The 22,538-nt window shown below is 63.9% G+C and carries 20 protein-coding genes; 8 read left to right on the top strand and 12 right to left on the bottom strand.

The window, feature by feature from the left end:
• Positions 1 to 50: 50 nt before the first annotated feature.
• Complete coding sequence (locus tag A4C63_RS18590) at positions 51 to 1,034, bottom strand: GlxA family transcriptional regulator (protein ID WP_063913973.1); 984 nt, start codon at positions 1,032 to 1,034, stop codon at positions 51 to 53.
• Positions 1,035 to 1,116: 82 nt separating this feature from the next.
• Between A4C63_RS18590 and A4C63_RS18585 the strand changes: the two genes are divergently transcribed.
• A complete protein-coding gene (locus tag A4C63_RS18585; protein WP_063913972.1) occupies positions 1,117 to 1,665 on the top strand; it encodes a cysteine hydrolase family protein in 549 nt (182 codons plus the stop codon).
• 145 nt (positions 1,666 to 1,810) lie between these two features.
• On the opposite strand, the gene A4C63_RS18580 is transcribed toward A4C63_RS18585, so the two are convergent.
• Positions 1,811 to 2,374 carry a helix-turn-helix domain-containing protein gene (locus A4C63_RS18580; RefSeq protein ID WP_063913971.1) on the bottom strand — a complete coding sequence of 188 codons (564 nt, stop codon included), beginning with the start codon at positions 2,372 to 2,374 and terminating at the stop codon, positions 1,811 to 1,813.
• An 84-nt stretch (positions 2,375 to 2,458) separates the two neighbouring features.
• On the opposite strand from A4C63_RS18580, the gene A4C63_RS18575 reads away from it, so the two are divergent.
• The 7 genes from A4C63_RS18575 to A4C63_RS18545 all read left to right on the top strand — a co-directional run bounded on the left by A4C63_RS18575 (position 2,459) and on the right by A4C63_RS18545 (position 9,617).
• Positions 2,459 to 3,409, top strand: a complete 951-nt coding sequence (locus A4C63_RS18575) for a DMT family transporter (RefSeq protein WP_063913970.1) — start codon at positions 2,459 to 2,461, stop codon at positions 3,407 to 3,409.
• Between the two features lie 150 nt (positions 3,410 to 3,559).
• Positions 3,560 to 6,475 (top strand): monovalent cation/H+ antiporter subunit A, encoded by a 2,916-nt coding sequence (locus A4C63_RS18570; protein WP_063913969.1) that lies wholly within the window; start codon positions 3,560 to 3,562, stop codon positions 6,473 to 6,475.
• Entirely contained in the window at positions 6,475 to 6,819 is a 345-nt protein-coding gene (locus tag A4C63_RS18565; RefSeq protein WP_013971840.1) for a Na+/H+ antiporter subunit C, read from the top strand. The genes A4C63_RS18570 and A4C63_RS18565 overlap by 1 nt, the downstream gene beginning before the upstream one ends.
• Positions 6,816 to 8,495, top strand: a complete 1,680-nt coding sequence (locus A4C63_RS18560) for a monovalent cation/H+ antiporter subunit D (protein ID WP_063913968.1) — start codon at positions 6,816 to 6,818, stop codon at positions 8,493 to 8,495. The genes A4C63_RS18565 and A4C63_RS18560 overlap by 4 nt, the downstream gene beginning before the upstream one ends.
• On the top strand, positions 8,492 to 8,980 hold the full coding sequence (locus A4C63_RS18555) for a Na+/H+ antiporter subunit E (RefSeq protein ID WP_025338379.1): 489 nt from the start codon (positions 8,492 to 8,494) through the stop codon (positions 8,978 to 8,980). Before A4C63_RS18560 ends, A4C63_RS18555 begins: the two co-directional genes overlap by 4 nt.
• Entirely contained in the window at positions 8,977 to 9,255 is a 279-nt protein-coding gene (locus A4C63_RS18550; RefSeq protein WP_003259015.1) for a K+/H+ antiporter subunit F, read from the top strand. The genes A4C63_RS18555 and A4C63_RS18550 overlap by 4 nt, the downstream gene beginning before the upstream one ends.
• Positions 9,252 to 9,617 carry a Na+/H+ antiporter subunit G gene (locus tag A4C63_RS18545; RefSeq protein ID WP_063913967.1) on the top strand — a complete coding sequence of 122 codons (366 nt, stop codon included), beginning with the start codon at positions 9,252 to 9,254 and terminating at the stop codon, positions 9,615 to 9,617. Before A4C63_RS18550 ends, A4C63_RS18545 begins: the two co-directional genes overlap by 4 nt.
• A 12-nt stretch (positions 9,618 to 9,629) precedes the next feature.
• Here the strand turns inward: A4C63_RS18545 and A4C63_RS18540 are convergent, their stop codons facing one another.
• The 10 genes from A4C63_RS18540 to A4C63_RS18490 form a co-directional block, all read right to left on the bottom strand.
• Positions 9,630 to 9,842, bottom strand: a complete 213-nt coding sequence (locus tag A4C63_RS18540) for a hypothetical protein (RefSeq protein WP_003259019.1) — start codon at positions 9,840 to 9,842, stop codon at positions 9,630 to 9,632.
• Positions 9,839 to 10,309 (bottom strand): hypothetical protein, encoded by a 471-nt coding sequence (locus A4C63_RS18535; protein WP_063913966.1) that lies wholly within the window; start codon positions 10,307 to 10,309, stop codon positions 9,839 to 9,841. Before A4C63_RS18535 ends, A4C63_RS18540 begins: the two co-directional genes overlap by 4 nt.
• A gap of 408 nt (positions 10,310 to 10,717) precedes the next feature.
• Entirely contained in the window at positions 10,718 to 10,912 is a 195-nt protein-coding gene (locus A4C63_RS18530) for a hypothetical protein (protein ID WP_063913965.1), read from the bottom strand.
• A 178-nt stretch (positions 10,913 to 11,090) separates the two neighbouring features.
• A complete protein-coding gene (locus tag A4C63_RS18525) occupies positions 11,091 to 11,495 on the bottom strand; it encodes a TraR/DksA C4-type zinc finger protein (protein ID WP_003259022.1) in 405 nt (134 codons plus the stop codon).
• 564 nt (positions 11,496 to 12,059) lie between these two features.
• Positions 12,060 to 12,833: an enoyl-CoA hydratase gene (locus A4C63_RS18515; protein WP_063913963.1), complete on the bottom strand. Its 774-nt coding sequence runs from the start codon at positions 12,831 to 12,833 to the stop codon at positions 12,060 to 12,062.
• Positions 12,834 to 12,846: 13 nt separating this feature from the next.
• A complete protein-coding gene (locus tag A4C63_RS18510; RefSeq protein WP_063913962.1) occupies positions 12,847 to 13,974 on the bottom strand; it encodes an acyl-CoA dehydrogenase in 1,128 nt (375 codons plus the stop codon).
• 8 nt (positions 13,975 to 13,982) lie between these two features.
• Complete coding sequence (locus A4C63_RS18505; RefSeq protein WP_063913961.1) at positions 13,983 to 15,176, bottom strand: acetyl-CoA C-acyltransferase; 1,194 nt, start codon at positions 15,174 to 15,176, stop codon at positions 13,983 to 13,985.
• Between the two features lie 11 nt (positions 15,177 to 15,187).
• Complete coding sequence (locus A4C63_RS18500) at positions 15,188 to 15,955, bottom strand: SDR family NAD(P)-dependent oxidoreductase (protein WP_063913960.1); 768 nt, start codon at positions 15,953 to 15,955, stop codon at positions 15,188 to 15,190.
• A 13-nt stretch (positions 15,956 to 15,968) separates the two neighbouring features.
• Complete coding sequence (locus A4C63_RS18495; RefSeq protein ID WP_063913959.1) at positions 15,969 to 17,615, bottom strand: acyl-CoA synthetase; 1,647 nt, start codon at positions 17,613 to 17,615, stop codon at positions 15,969 to 15,971.
• Positions 17,616 to 17,743: 128 nt separating this feature from the next.
• Positions 17,744 to 22,291, bottom strand: coding sequence for an NEL-type E3 ubiquitin ligase domain-containing protein (locus A4C63_RS18490; RefSeq protein WP_063913958.1), 4,548 nt, complete (start codon positions 22,289 to 22,291; stop codon positions 17,744 to 17,746).
• Positions 22,292 to 22,538 lie beyond the last annotated feature (247 nt).

The following is a 22,538-nucleotide window of genomic DNA, read 5'->3' as shown; positions in this document are numbered from 1 at the left end:
AGTTATGTCAAGGTCAAGCGGTTTTCCACCCTGGGAACGCCCCTCTCGCCCTAACCCGATACCGCGAAGCGCCGCCGGTAATCACTCGGGGTCAGACCGGTGATGCGCTGAAACACCTTGCGAAATGCACCCGGGTCCTGGTAACCGACGCCCCAGGCAATCTGCTCGACATTGCGCCGGGTGAACTCCAGCAAGCGGCACGCCCGGCCCACCCTCACCTGCTGGCAGTACTCGGTAGGCCGTAGCCCCGTGGCAGCACGAAAACGCCGCAGGAAGGTGCGCTCCTCCAGCCCCGCACATGCGGCCATGCTGGCCAGGTCGGCATCCTGCCCTCCGTTGCCCTGCAACCAGTGCTGCACTTTCAGCACTGCCTCATCGCCATGGTCCAGGCGCGGGTTGAACACTGCGCCGGGCAGCGGCGCCGCGACCGGATCGACCGCCAGGTAACGGGCAGTTTCCCGCGCCACCGTCGCGCCCATGAAGCGCTCCAGCAAGCGCAAGCCCAGCTCGGTCCAGGCCATCAACCCGGCCGAGGTGACGATGTCTCCATCGTCCAGCAACGGTTGCTGGGCCTCGACCCGCACCTTGGGAAAACGCTGGGCAAGCGAATGCACGTAGTTCCAGTGAGTACAGGCCGGGCGCCCGTCGAGCAGGCCACTGGCGGCGATGAAGAACACCCCGATGCACACCGACGCCAGCACCGTGCCGTGCCCGTGCAACTGGCACAACGAAGCGCGATGGCGTTCAAGCAGCTCACCTTGCGGGGCAGACTCCAGGCTCGGCGGAATGATCAGTACCCGCAGCTCGGACGCGACGGCAGGTGGGCTCTCAGGGGCAGGCTGCAACTGCCCCGCCTCATCTGCCTGCCAGAAGCTGATACGCACCGCTGGCAACTCGACGGCCCCCAGTTCGGCAGCCACCCGGTTGGCCACCAGGAACAGGTCGGCCAGCCCATGCACGGCAGCACGCTGCGCGCCGGGGTAAAGCAGCAGGCCGATGTCCAGGCTGGCGGGGTTGTCAGTTTTTGCCCGCATAGTGTCGTTCGCGCCAATCCTCAGGTCAGTGCACACAGCCTATAACTAACGTCATCCAACGACTACTGCCACAGGAGGCAGCATGAGCAAGCAGGCGCTGATCATCATCGACATCCAGAACGACTACTTTCCGGGCGGCAAATGGACCCTCGATGGCGCCGACCAGGCGGCCGACAATGCCGCCCGCCTGCTGGCGGCAGCGCGTCAACGGGGCGACCTGGTGGTGCATGTGCGGCATGAGTTCGACAGCGCCGATGCGCCGTTCTTCGCGCCAGGCTCACAGGGTGCGGCCATCCACGCCAAGGTCGAGCCGATGGCGGGCGAGCCAGTGGTACTCAAGCACAAGGTCAACGCCTTCCTCGGCACAGACCTTGAGCACACGCTGGACCGGCATGGCGTCGAAGCCCTGACCATCGTCGGCAGCATGAGCCACATGTGCGTCGACGCCGCCACCCGTGCCGCGGCCGACCTGGGTTATGACGTGACCGTGGCGCACGATGCCTGTGCCACGCTGCCACTGGAGTTCGATGGCAAGCGGGTGCCGGCGGCGCAGGTGCATGATTCAGTGATGGCGGCGTTGGCGTTTGCCTATGCCAAGGTGGTCAGGACCGATGAGTTGCTGAATAGCTGATCAGTGGAATTTGGGGGCGCTTTGCGCCCCATCGCGACGCAAGGCCGCTCCCACAGGTGCCGCGCAAATCTGATGTCTGGCACGGTACCTGTGGGAGCGGCCTTGCGTCGCGATGGGCTGCGCAGCAGCCCCAAAACCGGCTACCTCAGATCACCACATTGCGCACAAACCGCACCGCCACCGCCCCATCGTTGCGATACGCATACCGGCAGTTGCTGGGAAACACATGGAACTGCCCGACCTGCAGGCGATGCTCGACCCCTTCGATAATCAGCGTCAGTTGCCCTTGCGCTACATAGATCTGCTCGCTCCAGCCTTCGGCATCAGCCTCGCTGGAATAGCACTCGCCCGGCGCCAACGTCCATTCCCAAAGCTCCACCTCGCGTCTTGCCATACTGCTGCCCAGCAGCACCGCCCGGCTCTGCGGGTGCTCACCGGCCCAGGCCAACTCGTCGATGCGCCCGGGGTCGCGCTGGTCAGGCGCCTGGATCAGGGTACTGAAAGCCACGCCCAAGGCTTCGGCAATCAGGTCAAGGGTGGTCAGGCTGACATTCCTTTCGCCCGCTTCGATCGCCACCAGCATGCGCCGGCTGACCCCGGAGCGCTCGGCCAGCGCCGTCTGGCTCATACCCGCAGCGTTGCGCAGGCTGCGTACATTGAGGCTGACATGTTGCAGCACCGATGCCCGGTGCGAGGAATCATTGTGCACTATATTGCTCACTGGTCGATATTGCGCAGTATACTGCCCACTTTGCGGCGATTGTGCGCCGCCCCCCTCCGAGTGCGCAAGACCATGAACCAGCCCAGCAGCAAGCCGACCCCTGCCACTACCTTTCGCCTGAGCAAGGCCGAACTTGTACTGGTTTTCATCACCATGCTGTGGGGCGGCACCTTCCTGCTGGTGCATAACGTGATGACCGTCAGCGGCCCGATGTTCTTCGTCGGCCTGCGCTTCGCTGCAGCCGCCCTGTTCGTTGGCGTGGTCTCGGCGCGGGCGCTGCCGGGGCTGACCTTCACCGAGCTGAAAGCCGGCATGCTGATCGGCGTGTCGATCATGCTCGGCTACGGCCTGCAGACCATGGGCCTGCAAACCATCAGCAGCAGCCAGTCGGCGTTCATCACCGCGCTGTACGTGCCGTTCGTGCCGCTGTTGCAGTGGCTGGTACTGGGCCGGCGCCCCGGCCTGATGCCCAGCATCGGTATCGGCCTGGCGTTCATCGGCCTGATGCTGCTGGCCGGGCCGGAGGGCGGCAGCCTGCACTTCAGCGAGGGCGAGTTGGTCACCCTGGTAAGCGCCGTGGCCATCGCCGGCGAAATCATCCTGATCAGCCGCTACGCCGGCCAGGTCGATGTGCGCCGGGTCACCGTGGTGCAACTGGCAACCGCCTCGCTGCTGGCGTTCCTGATGATCGTGCCGACCCAGGAGCGCCTGCCCGACTTCTCCTGGCTGCTGCTGGCCAGCGCCGTGGGCCTGGGCGCCATGAGCGCGGTGATCCAGGTGGCAATGAACTGGGCGCAGAAGTCGGTCTCGCCCACCCGCGCCACCCTCATCTATGCCGGTGAACCGGTGTGGGCCGGGATCGTCGGGCGCATCGCCGGTGAGCGCCTGCCGGGCGTGGCACTGCTCGGTGGCTTGCTGATCGTGATCGCGGTGGTGGTCAGCGAACTCAAGGTGCGCCGCCCGCGCGAAGCGACCGAAGCACCAGAAGTGCAGGATGAAGGCGAACGCCAGGCCGGCCTGTAAAGCCGCCAACTGCGGCTATGCTTTGTAAAAAACTGTTATAAAAAAACAGCTTGTCACAGCCTGTTTGTAGGATTCTGCGACAGCTTGCGTGTTGGTGATCACCCCCTCGACACGTATGATTCTTTGCAAACTTCTCCAGAATAGAACGCTATGTCATTGATAGTGCTATTGCTTCTGCCGTTCGTGGGCAGTTGCCTGGCAGCCGTGCTGCCGCACAACGCACGTAACGCGGAGTCCATTCTCGCCGGGCTCGTGGCCCTGGTCGGCACTGTCCAGGTAGCACTGCTGTACCCTCAGGTTGCCCACGGTGGCGTAATTCGCGAAGAGTTCCTCTGGCTGCCCAGCCTGGGGCTGAACCTGGTGTTGCGCATGGACGGCTTCGCCTGGCTGTTCTCGCTGCTGGTGCTGGGCATTGGTGCGCTGGTGTCGCTGTATGCCCGCTACTACATGTCGCCGCAAGACCCGGTACCGCGCTTCTTCGCCTTCTTCCTCGCTTTCATGGGCGCCATGCTCGGCCTGGTGATCTCCGGCAACCTGATCCAGTTGGTGTTCTTCTGGGAACTCACCAGCCTGTTCTCCTTCCTGCTGATCGGCTACTGGCACCACCGTGCCGACGCCCGCCGCGGCGCCTACATGGCGCTGATGGTCACGGGCGCAGGCGGTTTGTGCCTGCTGGTGGGTGCCCTGCTGCTCGGCCATGTGGTCGGCAGCTACGACCTGGACAAGGTCCTGGCTGCCGGCAACACCATCCGCCAGCATGCACTGTACCCGGTGCTGCTGCCGCTGATCCTCATCGGCGCCCTGAGCAAGAGCGCACAATTCCCCTTCCAGTTCTGGCTGCCCCACGCCATGGCGGCTCCCACCCCGGTATCGGCTTACCTGCACTCGGCGACCATGGTCAAGGCCGGGGTGTTCCTGCTGGCGCGACTATGGCCGGTGCTGTCGGGCAGCGAGGAGTGGTTCTGGATCGTCGGCGGTGCCGGCGCCCTCACCCTGCTGCTCGGCGCCTTCGCCGCCATGTTCCAGAACGACCTCAAGGGCCTGCTGGCGTACTCGACCATCAGCCACCTGGGCCTGATTACCCTGCTGCTGGGCCTGAACAGCCCGCTGGCCGCCGTCGCAGCGGTGTTCCATATTCTCAACCACGCCACCTTCAAGGCCTCGCTGTTCATGGCCGCCGGCATCATCGACCACGAAAGCGGCACCCGTGACATCCGCCGCCTCAGCGGGCTGATCCGCCTGGTGCCATACACCGCCACCCTGGCCATGGTGGCCAGCGCCTCGATGGCCGGCGTGCCATTGATGAACGGCTTTCTGTCCAAGGAAATGTTCTTCGCCGAAACGGTGTTCATCAGCTCCACCGCCTGGGTCGAGGCTACGCTGCCGGTGATCGCCACCCTGGCCGGCACCTTCAGCGTGGCCTATGCCCTGCGCTTCACCGTCGATGTGTTCTTCGGCCCCACTGCGCAAGACCTCCCGCATACCCCGCACGAACCGCCACGCTGGATGCGTGCGCCGGTCGAACTGCTGGTGCTCACCTGCCTGGTGGTGGGCATCTTCCCTGCCCAGTCGGTCGGCCCGCTGCTGGCCGCCGCTGCCCTGCCGGTGGTAGGCGGCACCCTGCCGGAATACAGCCTGGCCATCTGGCATGGCTGGAACGCGCCGCTGATCATGAGCCTGGTGGCCATGAGCGGCGGTATCGTGCTGTACCTGTTGCTGCGCAAGCAGCTGCGCCTGGGCCGCTTCCCCTACCCGCCGGTGATCGAGCGCTTCAACGGCAAGCGCCTGTTCGAACACGGCCAGGTGCAACTGATGCTGCTGGCCCGGCGCATCGAGCGCCTGCTCACCAGCCGCCGCCTGCAGTCGCAGCTGTTCATGCTGGTGCTCGCCGCCTTCCTCGCCGGCCTCACACCTATGCTCTACAGCGGCCTGAGCTGGGGCGACCGGCCGAAGATTCCGGGCTCGGGCGTGTTCGTCGCGCTGTGGCTGATCGCCATTGCCTGCGCCATCGGCGCCGCCTACCAGGCCAAGTATCACCGCTTGGCGGCATTGATCATGGTCAGCGTCTGCGGCCTGATGACCTGCATCACCTTCGTCTGGTTCTCCGCGCCCGACCTGGCCCTGACCCAGCTGGTAGTGGAAGTGGTCACCACCGTGCTGATCCTGCTCGGCCTGCGCTGGCTGCCGCGGCGGATCGAAGGCGTATCACCACTTCCGGGCAGCCAGGAGCGCGCACGCATGCGCCGCCTACGCGACCTGTTGCTGGCGGTGCTGGTAGGTGGCGGCATGGCCGTGCTGTCCTACGCCATGCTGACCAGGCCGACGCCCAACGACATTTCCTCGTTCTACCTGAGCCGGGCGCTGCCCCAGGGCGGTGGCACCAACGTGGTCAACGTCATGCTGGTCGACTTCCGTGGCTTCGATACCCTTGGTGAAATCACCGTGCTGGTGGCCGTGGCGTTGACCGTGTTCGCCCTGTTGCGGCGCTTCCGCCCGCCGAAGGAAAGCATGCAACTGCCGGCGCAGCAGCGCCAGCTGGCACCCGACGTGGTCACCGACCTGATCAACCCGCGGCATGCCACCGACACCGCCCTGGGCTTCATGATGGTGCCCGCGGTACTGGTGCGCCTGCTGCTGCCGATCGCCCTGCTGGTGTCGATGTACCTGTTCATGCGCGGCCACAACCAGCCCGGTGGCGGCTTTGTCGCCGGCCTGGTGATGTCGGTGGCGTTCATCCTGCAGTACATGGTGGCCGGCACCCAGTGGGTCGAGGCGCAGATGAGCCTGCGCCCGCTGCGCTGGATGGGCACCGGGCTACTGTGCGCAACCCTGACCGGGGTGGGCGCCATGCTGCTGGGCTACCCGTTCCTCACCACCCATACCGCCCACCTGCACCTGCCGTTGCTCGGTGATGTGCACGTGGCCAGCGCGCTGTTCTTCGATGTCGGCGTGTTCACCGTGGTGGTCGGCTCGACCCTGCTGATCCTCACTGCCCTGGCGCACCAGTCGGTGCGCGCCTACCGCCCGGGCAACCCGGCGAAAACCAGCCAAGCAGGAGCCGCCTGATGGAAGAAGTGATTGCAGTTGCCATCGGCGTCCTGGCCGCCTCGGGGGTGTGGCTGATCCTGCGCCCGCGAACCTACCAGGTGATCATGGGCCTGTGCCTGCTGTCGTACGGGGTCAACCTGTTCATCTTCAGCATGGGTAGCCTGTTCATCGGCAAGGAACCAATCATCAAGGACGGCGTGCCCCAGGACCTGCTGCACTATACCGACCCGCTGCCGCAGGCCCTGGTGCTCACCGCCATCGTCATCAGCTTCGCCATGACCGCGCTGTTCCTGGTGGTGTTGCTGGCATCGCGCGGCCTGACCGGTACCGACCACGTGGATGGCCGGGAGCGTGACGAATGAGTGGCATGAGCCAACTGATCATCGCGCCCATTCTGTTGCCGCTGGTGACGGCGGCAGTGATGTTGCTGCTGGGCGAGAAACACCGACAGATCAAGGCCCGGCTGAACCTGCTGTCGACCTTCGCCGGCCTGGCCATCGCGGTCAGCCTGCTGCAGTGGGTGCGCACCCAGGGCCAGGCGGAATCGATCGGTGTCTACCTGCCGGGCAACTGGCCAGCGCCGTTCGGCATCGTGCTGGTGGTCGACCACCTGTCGGCCCTGCTGCTGACCCTAACCGGCATCATCGGTTTCAGCGCCCTGCTGTTTGCCCGCGCCCGCTGGGACGGTGCCGGGGCCAGCTTCCACGCACTGTTCCAGATCCAGTTGATGGGCCTGTACGGCGCCTTCCTCACCGCCGACCTGTTCAACCTGTTCGTGTTCTTCGAAGTGCTGCTGGCCGCTTCCTATGGCCTGCTGCTGCATGGCTCGGGCCGCGCCAGGGTGCGTGCCGGCCTGCACTACATTGCCATCAACCTGTTCGCTTCGTCGCTGTTCCTGATCGGTGCAGCGATGCTGTATGGCGTGACCGGCACACTGAACATGGCCGACCTGGCCCTGAAGATTCCGCTGGTGCCGGAGGCAGACCGTGGCCTGTTGCACGCTGGCGCGGCGATCCTGGCCATGGCCTTCCTGGTCAAGGCAGGCATCTGGCCGCTGAACTTCTGGCTGGTACCGGCCTATGCCTCGGCCAGCGCGCCGGTGGCGGCGCTGTTTGCCATCATGACCAAGGTCGGCCTGTATGCCGTGCTGCGCCTGTGGACGCTGCTGTTCTCCGGGCAGGCCGGGGCCTCGGCACACTTCGGTGGTGAATGGCTGGTGTACGGTGGTCTGGTCACCCTGGCGGTGGCGGCGGTATCGATACTGGCCGCGCAGCGCCTGGAGCGCATGGCTGCCCTCAGCATCCTGGTCTCGGCCGGCACCCTGCTCGGCGCCGTCGGTTTTGCTCAGTCGGCGCTGACCGGTGCGGCACTGTTCTACCTGGTCAACTCGACGCTGGCGCTGTGCGCGCTGTTCCTGCTCGCCGAGTTGGTCGAACGTTCGCGTTCAGCCAACGAAGCGCCACTTGAGGACGAAGAAGGCGCCATGCCGCCACCGCTAGAGTCACTGCACCCGCCCAAGGGCATCAACCTCGACGATGAGCAAAAGGTGGTGATCGGCCAGATCATCCCGTGGACCATGGCCTTCCTCGGCCTCAGCTTCATCGCCTGCGCCCTGCTGATCATCGGCATGCCGCCGCTGTCTGGCTTTGTCGGCAAGCTCAACCTGATCAGCGCGCTGTTCAACCCGCAGGGGCTGGGTGTGCCACCCGAGCAACCGCTGGGCACGGCGGGCTGGGGCCTGGTGGCGTTGCTGATCCTGTCTGGCATGGCCTCGCTGATCGCCTTCGGCCGCGTCGGCATCCAGCGCTTCTGGAAGCCCGAGGAGCGCCCATCGCCGGTGCTGCGCCGCTATGAATGCCTGCCCATCGTCATCCTGCTCGGCCTGTGCATCATCCTCAGCGTCAAGGCTGAACCGCTGCTGCGCTACACCCAGGACACCGCCGCCAGCCTGCAGGCCCCCGACGCCTATATCGAAGCCGTGATGGCCGCCCGGCCGATTCCTGGCCCCACCTCGCTCGACGTACAGGTGCAGCCATGAATCGACTGTTCCCCGCACCGCTGTTATCGGTTTCACTGTTCGGCCTGTGGCTGTTGCTGAACCTTTCAGTCAGCCCCGGCAACCTGCTGCTGGCTGCCGCGCTCGGCGTGCTGGCGCCGCTGCTGATGGCACCGCTGCGCCCGCAGCATGCCCATGTGCGGCGGCCGCTGGCCATCGCCCGGCTGATTGGCCGGGTCGGCATCGATGTGATCATGTCCAACCTGCTGGTTGCCCGTGGCGTGCTGCGGGCCGGCAAGCAGCCGCCACGCTCGGCGTTCGTGCACATCCCGCTGGCCCTGCGCGACCCGCATGGCCTGGCGGCGTTGTCGATGATTACCACGGTGGTGCCCGGCACGGTCTGGTCCGAACTGGCGCTGGACCGCAGCGTATTGCTGCTGCATGTGTTCGACCTGGACGATGAGGCGGCCTTCATCCAGCACTTCAAGGACACCTACGAACGCCCGCTGATGGAGATTTTCCAATGACAGGCCTGCTCGCCAATGCTGTCCTCGCCAGCCTGTTCATCTTCGCCCTGGCCATGGCCCTGGCGCTGATCCGGCTGTTCCGCGGCCCGTCCGCCCAGGACCGGGTGCTGGCGCTGGACTACCTGTACATCCTGGCCATGCTGACCATGCTGGTGCTGGGAATCCGTTATGCCAGTGACACCTACTTCGAAGGTGCCCTGCTGATTGCGCTGTTCGGTTTCGTTGGCTCGTTTGCCCTGGCCAAGTTCCTGCTGCGCGGTGAGGTGATCGAATGACTGAAACCCTGCAACTCCCCTTCTGGCTGGAGCTGGTCACCGCCGCGCTGCTGCTGACCGGCAGCCTGTTCGCCCTGATCGGTGCCGTTGGCCTGTTGCGCCTGAAGGACTACTTCCAGCGCATGCACCCGCCGGCACTGGCCTCGACCATTGGTGCCTGGTGCGTGGCACTGGCCTCGATCATCTACTTTTCCTGGCTCAAGGAAGCGCCGGTGCTGCACGCCTGGCTGATTCCGATCCTGCTGTCGATCACCGTACCGGTGACCACGCTGTTGCTGGCGCGGGCAGCGCTGTTCCGCAAGCGCATGGCAAACGAGCCGGTACCTGAAGAAGTCAGCAGCGGCCGCGATCGCGGTAACTGAAAGGTCGCCGCGTCACCCTTGGGCAAGGCGCTGCAACTCGCGCCGGACCATGGCCGCATAAGGCGGCGGGCCGAGGCGGTACAATTCGCCTGCCACCCAGTTCAACCAGGCGCCTTGCAGTTCTTCGCGCCTGGCCAGCAAACGCTCGGCCTCGGCCACGGCATCCGCCTGGTGCTGCCGATGGAACTCGGCACGCGTTGCAGGCGCGTCGTCACTGTGGGTCATTCACTGGCCTTGAAGGTGGTCAGCTCACCTTTGCGCCATTTGGCAACCTTGCCGGTCACCGCCTTGAGCAACTTGCCCAGGCCTTCCTGCACTTGTTGCTGGGCGGCGAACACCAGCATCACACCGTGGCCTTCACGGAACACGATGCCCTCGCCTTCGGGTACCGACACAAAGGCGTAATCGCCCACGCCATATACGTTCAGCTTGATTTCGCGAAAGCGCATTTCCAGTTTGCCGCCTTCGCGGCTGGGCAGTACGGCGGCACGAAAGTGGTCGCCGACCTTCAGCTCCAAACGCTGCTTGTCATCGACCACCAATGCACTTTCGGTGTCGATTTCGGCCATGTACAGGCCTTCAGGATTCTGTTCGGTGACATAGACAAAGCGGCCCTGAAACAGCTGGGCCAATTTACCGCGCAAGTCGCCCAGGGCGAACAACGCATGAGTATCAAGAGTGCTGACTGCCAATGAAGTAATCCTCAACCGGTTACAACCCGCCCTCACCCAAGCTCGGTGAGACACGGTCATTTCTAATCGATAGGCGAAAAGAGTAATAAAACGATATGCGAAATGTCTGTGCCCGCTAGCGATGCAGCGCGCAGGATTCTTTACTCTGGCTTGCCAGATATGGCCTCAATACAGGCTTTCGGCATATTCCCGATTCGGGAAGCGTAATGTCTGACAGCAAAACCGCCAGGAAAGATGCGGCAGGCAATGCCAGAGCGCACGTGAGAACGGGCCCTGCAATTCATCAGCGCATTACTGGGGGAAGAATATGCACGAAAACACCGAAATCCGTCGAGAGGCAAAGTGCATTTCTTACAGGAGAATGCCCGGAACAACACTCCGCTCACTCGCCGGAAGCACTCAATGCGCTCAGGCAGCCAAGCCCTTCTTCAACTGCTGCTGCCAGGCCGTCTGGCACTCCAGCGCCTCTTCGCGTGTGGCGAATGCAGTACCACGGCGCTCGCCATTGACCAGCACTACCCAGCAGATACGTTTACCCAATGCCCGCAGTGTGGCCGGCACACCCGAACCAATCATCACGGCTACATCGACCCGGCTATTCATCATTCCCTCCGGAATTTAATTAGCACCCTAACGATAAAGCCATGATACGCCTGCTCGCGGCGTGGAAACAGCACATCCCGGTACAGCAGTGTTACGTGCGGGGCAACAAAACCGCCGCCGACAAGAAATGCAAAAAGCCCCAGGGATCGCTCCGTGGGGCTTGGCACACCGCGCGGGGTTACACCTGGCGCTGGTGGCGGTCGAGCTGCTCGTGGCGCTCCTGGGCTTCGATGCAGTACTTGGTGGTCGGGCTGATCAGCAGGCGCTTCAGGCCGATCGGCTCACCGCTGTCATCGCACCAGCCGAAGCTTTCGTCGGCAATACGGTCCAGGGCCATTTCCAACTGCGGCAGCAGGCGCTGGTCACGGTCGATGGCATTCACCAGCCAGCTACGCTCTTCTTCGACCGAAGCCACGTCGGCAGGGTCCGACGGGGTGTCCAGGCCTTCGATGGTGGCACGGCTCAGCTCGATGCGTTCATGGGTTTCGACTTTCATCGCCTGCAGCAGGCCAGCAAAGAAAGCCAGCTGGTCAGCGTTCATGTAGTCATCGGCCGACATGGCCAGCAACTGTTCCTTGGTCATCGATTTCTCTATGAAAAAATGTGCATTTGGGCGATTCGGGTGCCGCCGACGCCTTGGCATCGGCAGCGGAATTCTTCAAGCGCCAACCGGCACTCTTTTACAGGGGGCGGCAGTCTAAGGCGCTGCGTCGCGTGGAGCAACTGCAAATGGGTGTGAATTTGCTTCTATTGCTCGGAATCCGCTGGTCGGTGCAAAGAAGATGCTTGGTAGGGGCCGTGGAGCATGGCGGGGAATTGGGCCAGGGCCGCTAGGTGCTCGCCACAGCATTTGCAGCGTCTGGAAGATCGAGCGCCGCCCGCGCGGCGCATCGCGAGCGAAGCTCGCTCCTACATCTGTTTCGGGCCAGTCGATCCTGAGGCAGAGGCGCGCGGCCCTTTGGTGTCCACCTCGATATCGTGAGGAACAAACAAGGCGGTCGCGCGCGTTGGCGCAGGCGTTACTGGCCCAAAACAAATGTAGGAGCGAGCTTCGCTCGCGATGCGCCGCGCGGGCGGCGCTCGATCTCACAGGCGCCGGACCTCTCAAGGCATGCACCCAGAGGCCCAGCGCAAATCCCCAACCAGATCAACAATCCTTGAACTGCGCCTCACGCTTGGCAATGAACGCAGCCATCCCCTCTTTCTGGTCTTCAGTGGCAAAGGCGGCATGGAACACCCGTCGCTCAAAGCGCACACCCTCGCTAAGGGTGACTTCGAACGCACGATTGACGCTCTCTTTCACCATCATGCTCACCGGAATCGACTTGCTGGCAATGGTCGCCGCCACCTTCAGCGCCTCTTCCACCAGCTCCGCCTGCGGCACGATACGTGCCACAAGGCCAGCACGCTCGGCTTCCTCAGCCCCCATCAGGCGACCAGTCAAGCACAGTTCCATGGCCTTGGACTTGCCCACCGCACGGGTCAGGCGCTGGGTGCCGCCCATGCCCGGCAGCACGCCAAGGTTGATTTCCGGCTGGCCGAACCTGGCATTGTCCGCCGCCAGGATGAAGTCACACATCATCGCCAGCTCGCAGCCGCCGCCCAGGGCAAAACCGGACACTGCAGCAATGATCGGCTTGCGCCGGTTGGCAATACGGTCGGAATCGCTGAACAGGTCGTCAACGTAGATTTGCGGGTATTGCAGCTCGGCCATTTCCTTGATGTCGGCGCCAGCGGCAAAGGCCTTGGCGGAGCCGGTCAGCACCACGCAGCCGATGTTCGGGTCACGCTCGAGCTGGTCCAGGGCCTGGTTGATCTCGCCGACGATCTGCGCGTTCAGCGCGTTCAGCGCCTGCGGGCGGTTGAGGGTGATCAGGCCGACCTTGCCGTGGATGTCCAACAGGATGGTTTCGAATGCCATGCAGACTGCTCCTTCAAAGATTGCGCGCAATGACCATGCGCTGAATGTCGCTGGTGCCTTCGTAGATCTGGCAAACCCGAACGTCGCGGTAGATCCGCTCCAGCGGGAAGTCACTCAGATAGCCATAACCGCCCAGGGTCTGCAAGGCATCCGAACAGACCTTTTCGGCCATCTCCGAGGCAAACAGCTTGGCCATCGAGGCCTCCACCAATGCCGGGCGCCCGGCATCACGCAGTGCGGCAGCATGCAGCACCATCTGCCGGGCCACAGCAATTTTCGTCGCCATGTCGGCCAGGCGGAAGGCCACCGCCTGGTGTTCGATCAGCGCCTTGCCGAAGCTCTGTCGCTCGTTGGCATAGTCGCGCGCCACTTCGAACGCAGCACGGGCCATGCCCACCGCCTGCGAGGCGATGCCGATGCGGCCGCCTTCGAGGTTGGCCAAGGCGATCTTGTAGCCTTCGCCTTCGGCGCCCAGGCGGTTGGCCACCGGCACACGCACATTGTCGAAGACGATCTGGCAGGTGTCGGAGGCGTGCTGGCCGAGCTTGTCCTCGACCCGCGCCACCTGATAGCCGGGCGAATCAGTAGGCACGATAAAGGCACTGATACCGCGCTTGCCGGCGTCCGGGTCGGTCACGGCGAACACGATCACCATCCCGGCGTTCTGCCCGGAGGTGATGAACTGCTTGCTGCCGTTGAGCACGTAGTGGTCGCCATCCAGACGAGCACGGGTCTTCAGGCTGCTGGCGTCGGAACCGGCCTGCGGTTCGGTCAGGGCAAAGGCACCGAGCATCGCACCGCTGGCCAGCGGGGTGAGGAACTGCTCCTTCTGCTGCTCGCTGCCAAAACGCAGGATCGGCACACAGCCCACCGAGTTGTGCACGCTCATGATGGTCGAGCAGGCGCCGTCACCGGCAGCGATTTCCTCCAGGGCCATGGCATAGGCCACGTAGCCGGTGTCGCTGCCGCCCCACTGCTCCGGCACCAGCATGCCGAACAGGCCCAGCTCGGCCATCTCCTCGATGGCCTCCTTGGGAAAGCGGTGCGCCTTGTCCCATTGCTCGGCAAACGGCTTCAGGCGCTCCTGGGCAAAGGCGCGCACCGCGTCGGCGATCTGTTGTTGCTCGTCAGTTACCAGCATGGTTCACCTCAGTACAGGCATTCGACGGCCATGGCCGTGGCCTCGCCACCGCCAATGCAGATGGCCGCCACGCCGCGGCGCAGGTTGTTCTGGCGCAGGGCCGACAGCAGGGTCACCAGGATGCGCGCGCCGGAAGCGCCGATCGGGTGGCCGAGGGCACAGGCACCGCCATGAATATTGACCTTGTCGTGCGGCAGGTCGAGGTGCTTCATGGCCGCCAGGGTGACCACGGCGAAGGCCTCGTTGATCTCGAACAGGTCGACCTCGGCCAGGTTCCAGCCGGTGCGTTTCATCAGCTTGTCGATGGCACCGATCGGTGCGGTCGGGAACAGAGCTGGGGTGTCGGCGAAGGCGGCGTGGCCGTGGATCACCGCCAGCGGCTTGAGGCCGCGCTTGTCGGCTTCGGATCGGCGCATCAGTACCAGCGCCGCAGCGCCGTCGGAAATCGAGCTGGAGTTGGCTGCGGTTACCGTGCCGCCTTCGCGGAACGCCGGCTTGAGCTGCGGAATCTTGTCCAGGCGCGCCTTGGGCGGCTGTTCGTCGTCCTTGATGACGCGTTTTTCCTTACCCTCGGTGACCTCCACCGGTACGATCTCGGCGGCAAACCGGCCGCTCTTGATCGCGTCCTGGGCACGGGTCAGCGAGGCAATGGCGAACTGGTCCTGAGCCTCGCGGCTGAAGGCGTTGGCCTGGGCGCAGTCTTCGGCAAAGGTGCCCATCAGGCGGCCTTTGTCGTAGGCGTCCTCCAGGCCATCCATGAACATGTGGTCGATGATCTTGCCGTGGCCCATGCGGTAGCCGCCACGGGCCTTGTCCAACAGGTATGGCGCGTTGGTCATGCTTTCCATGCCACCGGCCACAACCACATCGGCGGTGCCGGCCAGCAGCAGGTCATGGGCCATGATCGCCGCCTGCATGCCCGAGCCGCACATCTTGTTCAGGGTGGTGCATGTGGTGTGCTTGTCCAGCCCGGCGCCCAGCGCGGCCTGGCGGGCCGGGGCCTGGCCCTGGCCCGCCGGCAGCACGCAGCCGAACAGCACCTGTTCGACACTGGCGGTATCGATGCCGGCGCGCTCCACGGCGCCACGGATGGCCGCGCTGCCCAGTTGTGGCGCAGTCAGGCTCTTGAGGTCGCCCTGCAGGCCACCCATGGGTGTACGCACGGCGCTGACGATAACGATCGGGTCATTGGCGAGGGTCATGTTCGTTCTCCTTACTTGGCAGCCATGCGCAGTGCACCGTCGAGGCGAATCACCTCACCGTTGAGCATGCTGTTCTCGATGATGTGACGGGCCAGCGCGGCGTATTCCTGCGGGCGACCCAGGCGCGGCGGGAACGGCACACCGGCAGCCAGCGAGGCGCGCACTTCCTCGGTCATGCCGGCCATCATCGGCGTTTCGAAGATGCCAGGGGCAATGGTCATTACACGGATGCCGAAGCGCGCCAGTTCACGGGCAGTCGGCAGGGTCAGGCTGGCGATGGCGCCCTTGGAAGCTGCGTAGGCGGCCTGACCGATCTGGCCGTCATAGGCGGCGATGGAGGCGGTGTTGATGATCACCCCGCGCTCGCCCCCCTCATCGGCAGCCCCTTCGGCCATGGCCGCAGCGGCCAGGCGCAGCAGGTTGAAACTGCCGATCAGGTTGACGTTGATGACCTTGGCGAAGCTGGTCAGGCCATGCGGGCCCTGTTTGCCCAATACCTTTTCGGCACCGACGATGCCGGCGCAGTTGACCAGCCCGTGAATGCTGCCAAAAGCGCTGACGGCCGCATCGACCGCAGCCTGCGCCGCTTGCTCGTCGCTGATGTCGGCCACCGCGAAACGGGCGTTGCCGCCCAGCTCGCGTGCCTTGGCCTCAACGGCCTGGGCATTGAGGTCGACCAGCATGACCTTGGCGCCGGCCTCGACCAGCATCTGCGCGGTGGCAGCGCCCAGCCCGGAGGCAGCGCCGCTGACGATGAAGTGTTTGTTGGCTATTTGCATGATCGATTTCCTTTCAGGCGCTGGCAGGGGTGGCCTGTTGCGCTTGTTGTTTGGCGACTTCCTGGTTGCGCAGGATGAAGCGTTGCAGCTTGCCGCTCGGGGTCTTGGGCAGCTCGCTGACGAATTCGATTTCTCGTGGGTAAGCATGGGCGTACAGGCGCTGGCGCACGTGCTGGCGCAAAGCCTCTTCAAGCTCGGCACTGCCCTGGTAACCACTGGTCAATACCACGAAGGCCTTGATCAACTCGGTACGCTCGGGGTCCGGTTTGCCAATCACCGCCGCTTCGATCACCGCCGGGTGCTCGATCAGTGCGCTCTCCACATCGAACGGACCAACCCGGTAGCCGGAGGTGGTGATCACATCGTCGCTACGGCCGACGAAGCTGATGCTGCCGTCCTGGTTCAGCTCGACGGTGTCGCCGCTGAGGTAGTACTGGCCGACAAAGGCTTTGGTCGGCAGGCCGTGGTAGCCCGCGAACCAGCACAACGGCGACTGCTCGCGGTCGACCGCGAGGATGCCCGGCTGGCCGGCGGGCAGTTCGTTGCCCTGCTCGTCCAGCACCACGATGCGGTGGCCAGGGATGGCGAAGCCTGCCGAGCCCAGGTGTACCGGGTGCTGCAGGCCATGGTGGTTGCACAGCACCATGCCCAGCTCGGTCTGCCCGTAGTGATCGTGGATGGTCACACCCAGTTCGTCGGCGAACCAGCGGATCACCTCCGGGTTGAGCGGTTCGCCGGCACTGCTGACTACCCGCAGGCGGCCCTTGATCGGCGCGGCGAAGCCATTCCCGGCAGCAATCAGCAGGCGGTACGCGGTGGGCGAGCCGGCCAGGTTGGTGATGCCCAGTTTGTCGATCACCCGCGCGCAGCTTTCAACACTGAACGGGCCATCGTAGAAGGTGGTGGCATGGCCCAGCGACAGCGGGCCAGTGACTGCGTAATACAGGCCATAGGCCCAGCCCGGGTCGGCCAGGTTCCAGAAGTTGTCCTCGGGGCGCAGGTCGATGGCATCGCGCATGTAGCCCTGGAACGCGACGATGGCGCGCAGCGGCACTTCCAGCGGTTTGGCCGGGCCGGTGGTGCCGGAGGTGAACATCAGCAGGAACGGGTCGTTGCCCGAGCGCATCACCGGCTCGCATACGTCTGCGGCACTGTCCAGGCACTGCTGGAAGTCCAGCTCGCCGCTGCGGGCCTTGACAGTGATGATGGTAGGGCAGGCGTGCACATCGTCGAGCTTGGCGCGGTTGTGGCTGTCGGTGATGACCACGCGGGCATGGGATTGCTCAAGCCGGTGCTCGATAGCCTTGGGGCCGAACGCAGTGAACAGCGGCTGGTATACCGCGCCGAGGCGCCAGGTAGCGAGAATGGTAACAAGCAGCTCGGGGGTTCGCGGCATCAACCCGGCAACCCGATCACCGGGGCCTACGCCCTGCGTCTTGAGCACGTTGGCGAAGCGGGCGGCCTGTTTTTTGAGCTGATCGAAGCTGTAGCGGGCACTGTTGCCATCGCGGTCTTCGTAGATCAGCGCCAGCTTGCCCTCACCTGCATGGCGGTCACAGCATTCGACACAGGCATTGAGGGCTTCGAGGTTGCCATGCAGTGCCGCCGCAGCGGCCTGGGCATGGTCGAACGCACGAGCGGCCTCGGCGTAATCGCGCATCGTCGGACTCCTGGTTTCTTGTTTTTGGAGTGAACCATCGGTCCGATGATGTTCGCGCCGCCCGGGCGTGGCGACAATGGCCAAAGCTGTCAATCTGGATGATCGGTTTGGCCGCTTGTACAGAATTGCTACACAGGGGTTTCCAAGGCTTCGCGGGTCAGTCTCAAGGCCAGTGCGGCTAACGCCATCTCGCGCTCCCTTCGCAGGTCCGTGGCCTGACGCAGGTACTCCTGATGACCCAATGCTGCTTCACTGGTGGCTGCCGACTCCCACTGGCTTTCGACAGCCTGCCATCGTTTCTGGAACGCATCATCGATGGCTGAGAATGCCTCGGCGTGCTGTTCACGCAAGGCTGCTACCCAGAAGTCGCGCTGACTGATGAAGACAGCCCGCTCCTCGCCCGTTTCGGCGCTCAGTACCTGCTGATAAGCGTTGTCCAGATCCGCTTGGGTGACACCTGCCAGAGAGCCGAACAGCATGTTTCTCGGCTGCCCCAGCAGGTTCAGGCGCTCGGCCAGGCCGGTGCGGAAGGCCAGGCTCACCTCCACCTCCTCCTCTGCGTGCGTAACTTGCCACTGCCCGCTTCCGTAACGTTCATCCATGAACGCCCGGGCCAGGGCATTGACCCTCTCCAGGCGGAACAGCCGCTGGGCAAGTTGCATGCGCTCGACGCTGGTGGCACCGGGCGCGCCGTTGTGAGTGAACTGCGACACGTGCATCTGCACCTCAAGGTTGCTGAAGCAATGAGCCACACTGTCGGCGCACGTACGCGGATCTGCGGCAATGTCGAACAAGTCCTGACGAATGCGTGGGTCGTCAGCGGCCGCTCCGACAACGCGCCAGACCCGCTCGGCAGTAGCCTGCGCAGCGGCCCTGAAATCGGCACTCTCGACCAACTCGTCGAGCAGACCGAAGAACGCGTCACTGCCCGGCGTGGCACGTAGCGTGTCCCACTGCGTACTGCGGGCCGTGTATTCAGCTGCATCAAGGGTCGACAGCCACCTGTTGGCGGACAGTGCAGGCTCGACATTCTCGATGGGCGCCAAGCGATGTCGAAGCAATTGACTGTCAAGTGTCGCAACAACCGGGTTGCCAGTTAGGACCATCACCTGACGCCGCATCACGCGGGAGCGCAGCAGTGCGGGTGGCAGGGCTTCGATCTGGTTATTGCGAAAATCGATGAACGTGAGCCGTTCACAGCGCTCGAGCTCTTCGGGCATCGCCCGCAGGCCGGCACTTCGCATGACCAGCGCATGCAAGTCAGCCAGTCGCCCGACCCGCAAGGTAGCAGCGCCGAGCGGGTTGTCACTCAGGTCGAGGTGGCGCAACGCGGTAAGACCGGCCAGCACATCGGCCTGTGCCTGTGTCAGACGCAGACGGTTACCGGCCAGGGTCAGCTCGCGCAGATCGTGAAGGCGTTCCAGCCCCTGTGGCAGCGCGTGAAGTTCGTTGAAACTCAGGTCGAGGTTCTGCAGGGAGGGGAAATTTTCAAGGAAGCCCGCGGGCAACACCGTGAGCCGCAAATTGACCAGGGTCAAACGCGTCACATGAGAAAAGTCAGTGCCCGCAGGAATATCGGGCAAGTCCCCCAACGGCCAACTGGAAAGGGACAAACGCATGCTCCAGCGTGGGTCCTCCTCGTTTTCGCCCTCCACGTCATCCTCGATCCGCGGCCCCTCCAGGCGCCAGACGCGGCGAATTTCGTCGCCAGCCGACGTGCGCAGCCTCCACTGCCCGGCATCCCCCTGTCGTGCCCAGGCTCTCAAGCTGCGGTCCAGCGCTGCATATTCCATTTCCTGCCGCAGCAAGGTGGTAAAGGGAGAGGACCTGCGTAGAAGCAAGAAGTGAATGAACCGCTCGACCTGTGCTTCGCTGAAACCGGGGTAAAGGCTACGCACCCGACGCCGCAGGGTACACGCCGGTGACTCCAGGCACGACAGCACAGGGCCCAGGGGGTAACCCACCCTGCCATCACCCAGGCGCTGGATCGAAGCGCCCAACGGCCTGGCTTCTCGCCAGTCCAGCAATGCCAGCAAGGCCTTGCGATCACCCGGCAACCAGGCCTGCATACTGGCCCGGATGAGGCCAGGCACATCTTTACCAACCCAACCCGAACGCTGAAGGAAACTTTCAGAAAGTACTGCCGCCAGTACTTCGAACACACCTTGCGGCTCAGCCACCTCAAGATCGCTGGCCAGGCCTCTTTCGTCATACAGTTGGAAGCTGCCGTCTTTCCATACCAGGTCGAAGGCCTGAGTGGCATCACCAAAGGCTGGCAACAACCGCTCCTGCACAGCGCCGGTGGCGGTCCGGTCGCGCAACACCAGGTTCATCTGCTCTGTGGCAACGCCTTGACGTCGCAGAAGCGCAAAGACCAGGCGCACCAGCTCGGCACAATAGCTGCCCTGCAGGTACAAGGCCTCGCGCATTCTTACCAGCCGCACCTCCAGCAGCAGGAGCCGCGCCTGCTGGGCCAAAGCCAACGGCAAGCGGAAATCCTCGACCATCCGCTGGCGCATGAGAGGCGAAGCGGCTTTAAGCAGATCCAGCGCATACGCCTTGGGCAGGCCGGGGAAGTCGCGCCGGATCACAGCCATCGCCGGGTCGTCTGGCAGGCTGGCTTCGGCAAAATGATCAAGCATGGGCTGGCGCAAGCGCTGTGCAGCCTCGTGGATTTCATCCATCTGTTCGGCCGGGTCCTGGCCCTGCAGCGACAACTCTTCGATGCACCAACTCAGGCGCTCGGCGTACTGCTGCCCTTCACTGGTCTGAGCAAAAAATGCTTCATTCTCAGCCTGCACCGCAAACCGCTGCAGCGTGTCTCGCAGCGCGACCGGCAGCGGCCGGCTTTCCACCAGTAACTGCCGCAGCATCGCCTCATCCAGCCCGGCCACTGTCAGGATTTGCCCAACCTGCTCGTCAGACAGTGCCCTAGCAGCTGGCCACAGGGCGGTCAACAGCCTCGCATTGCCCTGCCACTCCAGGGGACGGTCAATGCGCAGCCACCAGCCACGCTCGCCATTGCCTCGCAAAGCCGGGCCGAACCGTTCGGTGCCATCCTGATGCAGCAACCGCCAGCTACCTTCGCTGTCCTGGCGCACAGCGTAGAAGGTGCCCTGGTCATGCCACCAGAGCTGGTCGTCCCCAGAAAACAAGCCATCGTGCCGCTCGGTCAGCGAAATGTCGGAGCCTGCCGTACGATAAGAGCTCAGGGTATTCTGCCAGAGCCGCTGCGAGCCCGACTCGGTGGTAACGGGCTCGAGGGTGTCGGCAAAGGCGCAGCGGACGGTATGTATTCCCGCTGCGGCCGTTCCCAGCACGGCTACAGATGCGACGAGGTCCACCAGATGCTCCAGCGCCTCATGCTGATGCCCCTGCGCCCAGTGGCTGGCGCCTTCATATACCTGGGTCAGCAACTGCCTGGCAAAGTCGCCCAGCAGCACGGCATTGATGGCTGGCACGAACAGCCCTGCCAGGCCAACCAGCGCCAGCCCCGCCTCCTCGAGCGCTGCCAGCCGGTCAGCGCTGGCGCGGCGGTCCACTTCGGCGGTTGGTACCGCCAGGAAGCGAGCGTCTTCCCTGATGCGCCATGTATGTCGCCTGGCTGCATCGATGAAGATGTTGCCCTTTACCGTAAGCCGGGATGGCTGCAGGTCCGGTTGATCGTCACTCATGCGCTTATCCAGCAACATCAGGAATTCAGCCCGCTGGCTTAATGCGATGCGCTGGACGAACGCGCTTCTGAATGACGCGTCCCGCATTTGCCCTACCAGCGCATCATTCACGGCATCCCAGTCAGCAAACCGCCGCAAGGGCTGCTCATGGTCGTCCGGCAAGTACAGAATCACGCCCTTGAGACTGCCTGGCGGGCCAGCCGGGACATCACTCTGCCGACGTGGTGGTTCGACCAGTTCGAAGGCCATGGCACCCTCCACTCGGCAATCGAGAACGCGCAAGGCCCTGGCAACGCCGTTCCAACCCTGAGCATGGCGAGCGACCTTGCCCTGGACAAGCAGGCGAAGCATGTCCAGATCACTGTTTTTGAGCTGTGCCCGCAGCGCGGCGGTTTCAATCACCAACGCCAGACCGGTGCGTTGGTCATTGCCCAGTGCCGTGGTCAGTTCCGGCGTCAGCACCTGGTCAAGGTGGAGCTGGTAAGCCCCACCGACATCGGTATCCCGACACAAGGCGACCAGGTCATCGATCTGCCAGCTCAGCACCTGTGCCGATGAGCCCTCGGCCGGTTGCTGCCTGATGACCGCCGTCTGTTCGAAGAACGACTCGCCATCCGTGAAGTTCTGCAACAGTTTCTGCAACAACGGCTCGTAGACCAGCACCTGCTGCAGGTCCGGGGGCAACAGTCCTGGTACGGGGTCGAAAGGCCGAGCGATGACGCGAAGACGCTCTTCGCGCCACACCGCCTTGTCCAGATCGAGTTGCATCTCAAGTTTCGCTTCGATGGCGGGACCAAGGCGCTCCTTGGCGAATTGATCGAGCGGCAGCAAGCGGCCCAATAACGGTGCCAGCTGCTTGCGGCTCGCCAGGTGGGCAGTCGACGCTGCACGCAGTGCATTGATCGATTCCTTCCTGGCCTTCTTCAGCCATTCAGGCAGTATCTCGACAATGAAGTCGTTTACCGGGTAGGCAAGCTTGGCATGTTCGTGCAGTTCAGGCATGGCGATCTCCAGGCGACAGGGAAGGCGATCACCCTCCTCCTGCACGAGCGCTTCGTGCAGGAGGAAATTCGGCTAAGCAAGATCGAGCCTGGACGCATGGGAGGTTGCCTTTGGGCTGCGCTGTCGCGTAGATAACTGAAATTGCAAGCAATCCACGTACTCTGTGGGCTTTAGCCGCGAAGAATCCAACGCGGTGCATGGCACCGGCTGCGCCGGTGTTCGCGGCTAAAGCCGCTCCTACAGGGGC

Source organism: Pseudomonas sp. p21 (assembly GCF_001642705.1).
GTDB lineage: Bacteria > Pseudomonadota > Gammaproteobacteria > Pseudomonadales > Pseudomonadaceae > Aquipseudomonas.
The sequence above is the reverse complement of the archived record's forward strand: the minus strand, read 5'-3'. Positions and strand labels throughout refer to the sequence as shown.

What these genes read in the sequence shown, in the direction of transcription:
- A4C63_RS18590 (WP_063913973.1), bottom strand. Translation starts at nt 1,034, where the DNA reads ATGCGGGCAAAAACTGACAACCCCGCCAGCCTGGACATCGGCCTGCTG.
- A4C63_RS18585 (WP_063913972.1), top strand. Translation starts at nt 1,117, where the DNA reads ATGAGCAAGCAGGCGCTGATCATCATCGACATCCAGAACGACTACTTT.
- A4C63_RS18575 (WP_063913970.1), top strand. Translation starts at nt 2,459, where the DNA reads ATGAACCAGCCCAGCAGCAAGCCGACCCCTGCCACTACCTTTCGCCTG.
- A4C63_RS18570 (WP_063913969.1), top strand. Translation starts at nt 3,560, where the DNA reads ATGTCATTGATAGTGCTATTGCTTCTGCCGTTCGTGGGCAGTTGCCTG.
- A4C63_RS18565 (WP_013971840.1), top strand. Translation starts at nt 6,475, where the DNA reads ATGGAAGAAGTGATTGCAGTTGCCATCGGCGTCCTGGCCGCCTCGGGG.
- A4C63_RS18560 (WP_063913968.1), top strand. Translation starts at nt 6,816, where the DNA reads ATGAGTGGCATGAGCCAACTGATCATCGCGCCCATTCTGTTGCCGCTG.
- A4C63_RS18555 (WP_025338379.1), top strand. Translation starts at nt 8,492, where the DNA reads ATGAATCGACTGTTCCCCGCACCGCTGTTATCGGTTTCACTGTTCGGC.
- A4C63_RS18550 (WP_003259015.1), top strand. Translation starts at nt 8,977, where the DNA reads ATGACAGGCCTGCTCGCCAATGCTGTCCTCGCCAGCCTGTTCATCTTC.
- A4C63_RS18545 (WP_063913967.1), top strand. Translation starts at nt 9,252, where the DNA reads ATGACTGAAACCCTGCAACTCCCCTTCTGGCTGGAGCTGGTCACCGCC.
- A4C63_RS18540 (WP_003259019.1), bottom strand. Translation starts at nt 9,842, where the DNA reads ATGACCCACAGTGACGACGCGCCTGCAACGCGTGCCGAGTTCCATCGG.
- A4C63_RS18530 (WP_063913965.1), bottom strand. Translation starts at nt 10,912, where the DNA reads ATGAATAGCCGGGTCGATGTAGCCGTGATGATTGGTTCGGGTGTGCCG.
- A4C63_RS18525 (WP_003259022.1), bottom strand. Translation starts at nt 11,495, where the DNA reads ATGACCAAGGAACAGTTGCTGGCCATGTCGGCCGATGACTACATGAAC.
- A4C63_RS18515 (WP_063913963.1), bottom strand. Translation starts at nt 12,833, where the DNA reads ATGGCATTCGAAACCATCCTGTTGGACATCCACGGCAAGGTCGGCCTG.
- A4C63_RS18510 (WP_063913962.1), bottom strand. Translation starts at nt 13,974, where the DNA reads ATGCTGGTAACTGACGAGCAACAACAGATCGCCGACGCGGTGCGCGCC.
- A4C63_RS18505 (WP_063913961.1), bottom strand. Translation starts at nt 15,176, where the DNA reads ATGACCCTCGCCAATGACCCGATCGTTATCGTCAGCGCCGTGCGTACA.
- A4C63_RS18500 (WP_063913960.1), bottom strand. Translation starts at nt 15,955, where the DNA reads ATGCAAATAGCCAACAAACACTTCATCGTCAGCGGCGCTGCCTCCGGG.
- A4C63_RS18495 (WP_063913959.1), bottom strand. Translation starts at nt 17,615, where the DNA reads ATGCGCGATTACGCCGAGGCCGCTCGTGCGTTCGACCATGCCCAGGCC.
- A4C63_RS18490 (WP_063913958.1), bottom strand. Translation starts at nt 22,291, where the DNA reads ATGCCTGAACTGCACGAACATGCCAAGCTTGCCTACCCGGTAAACGAC.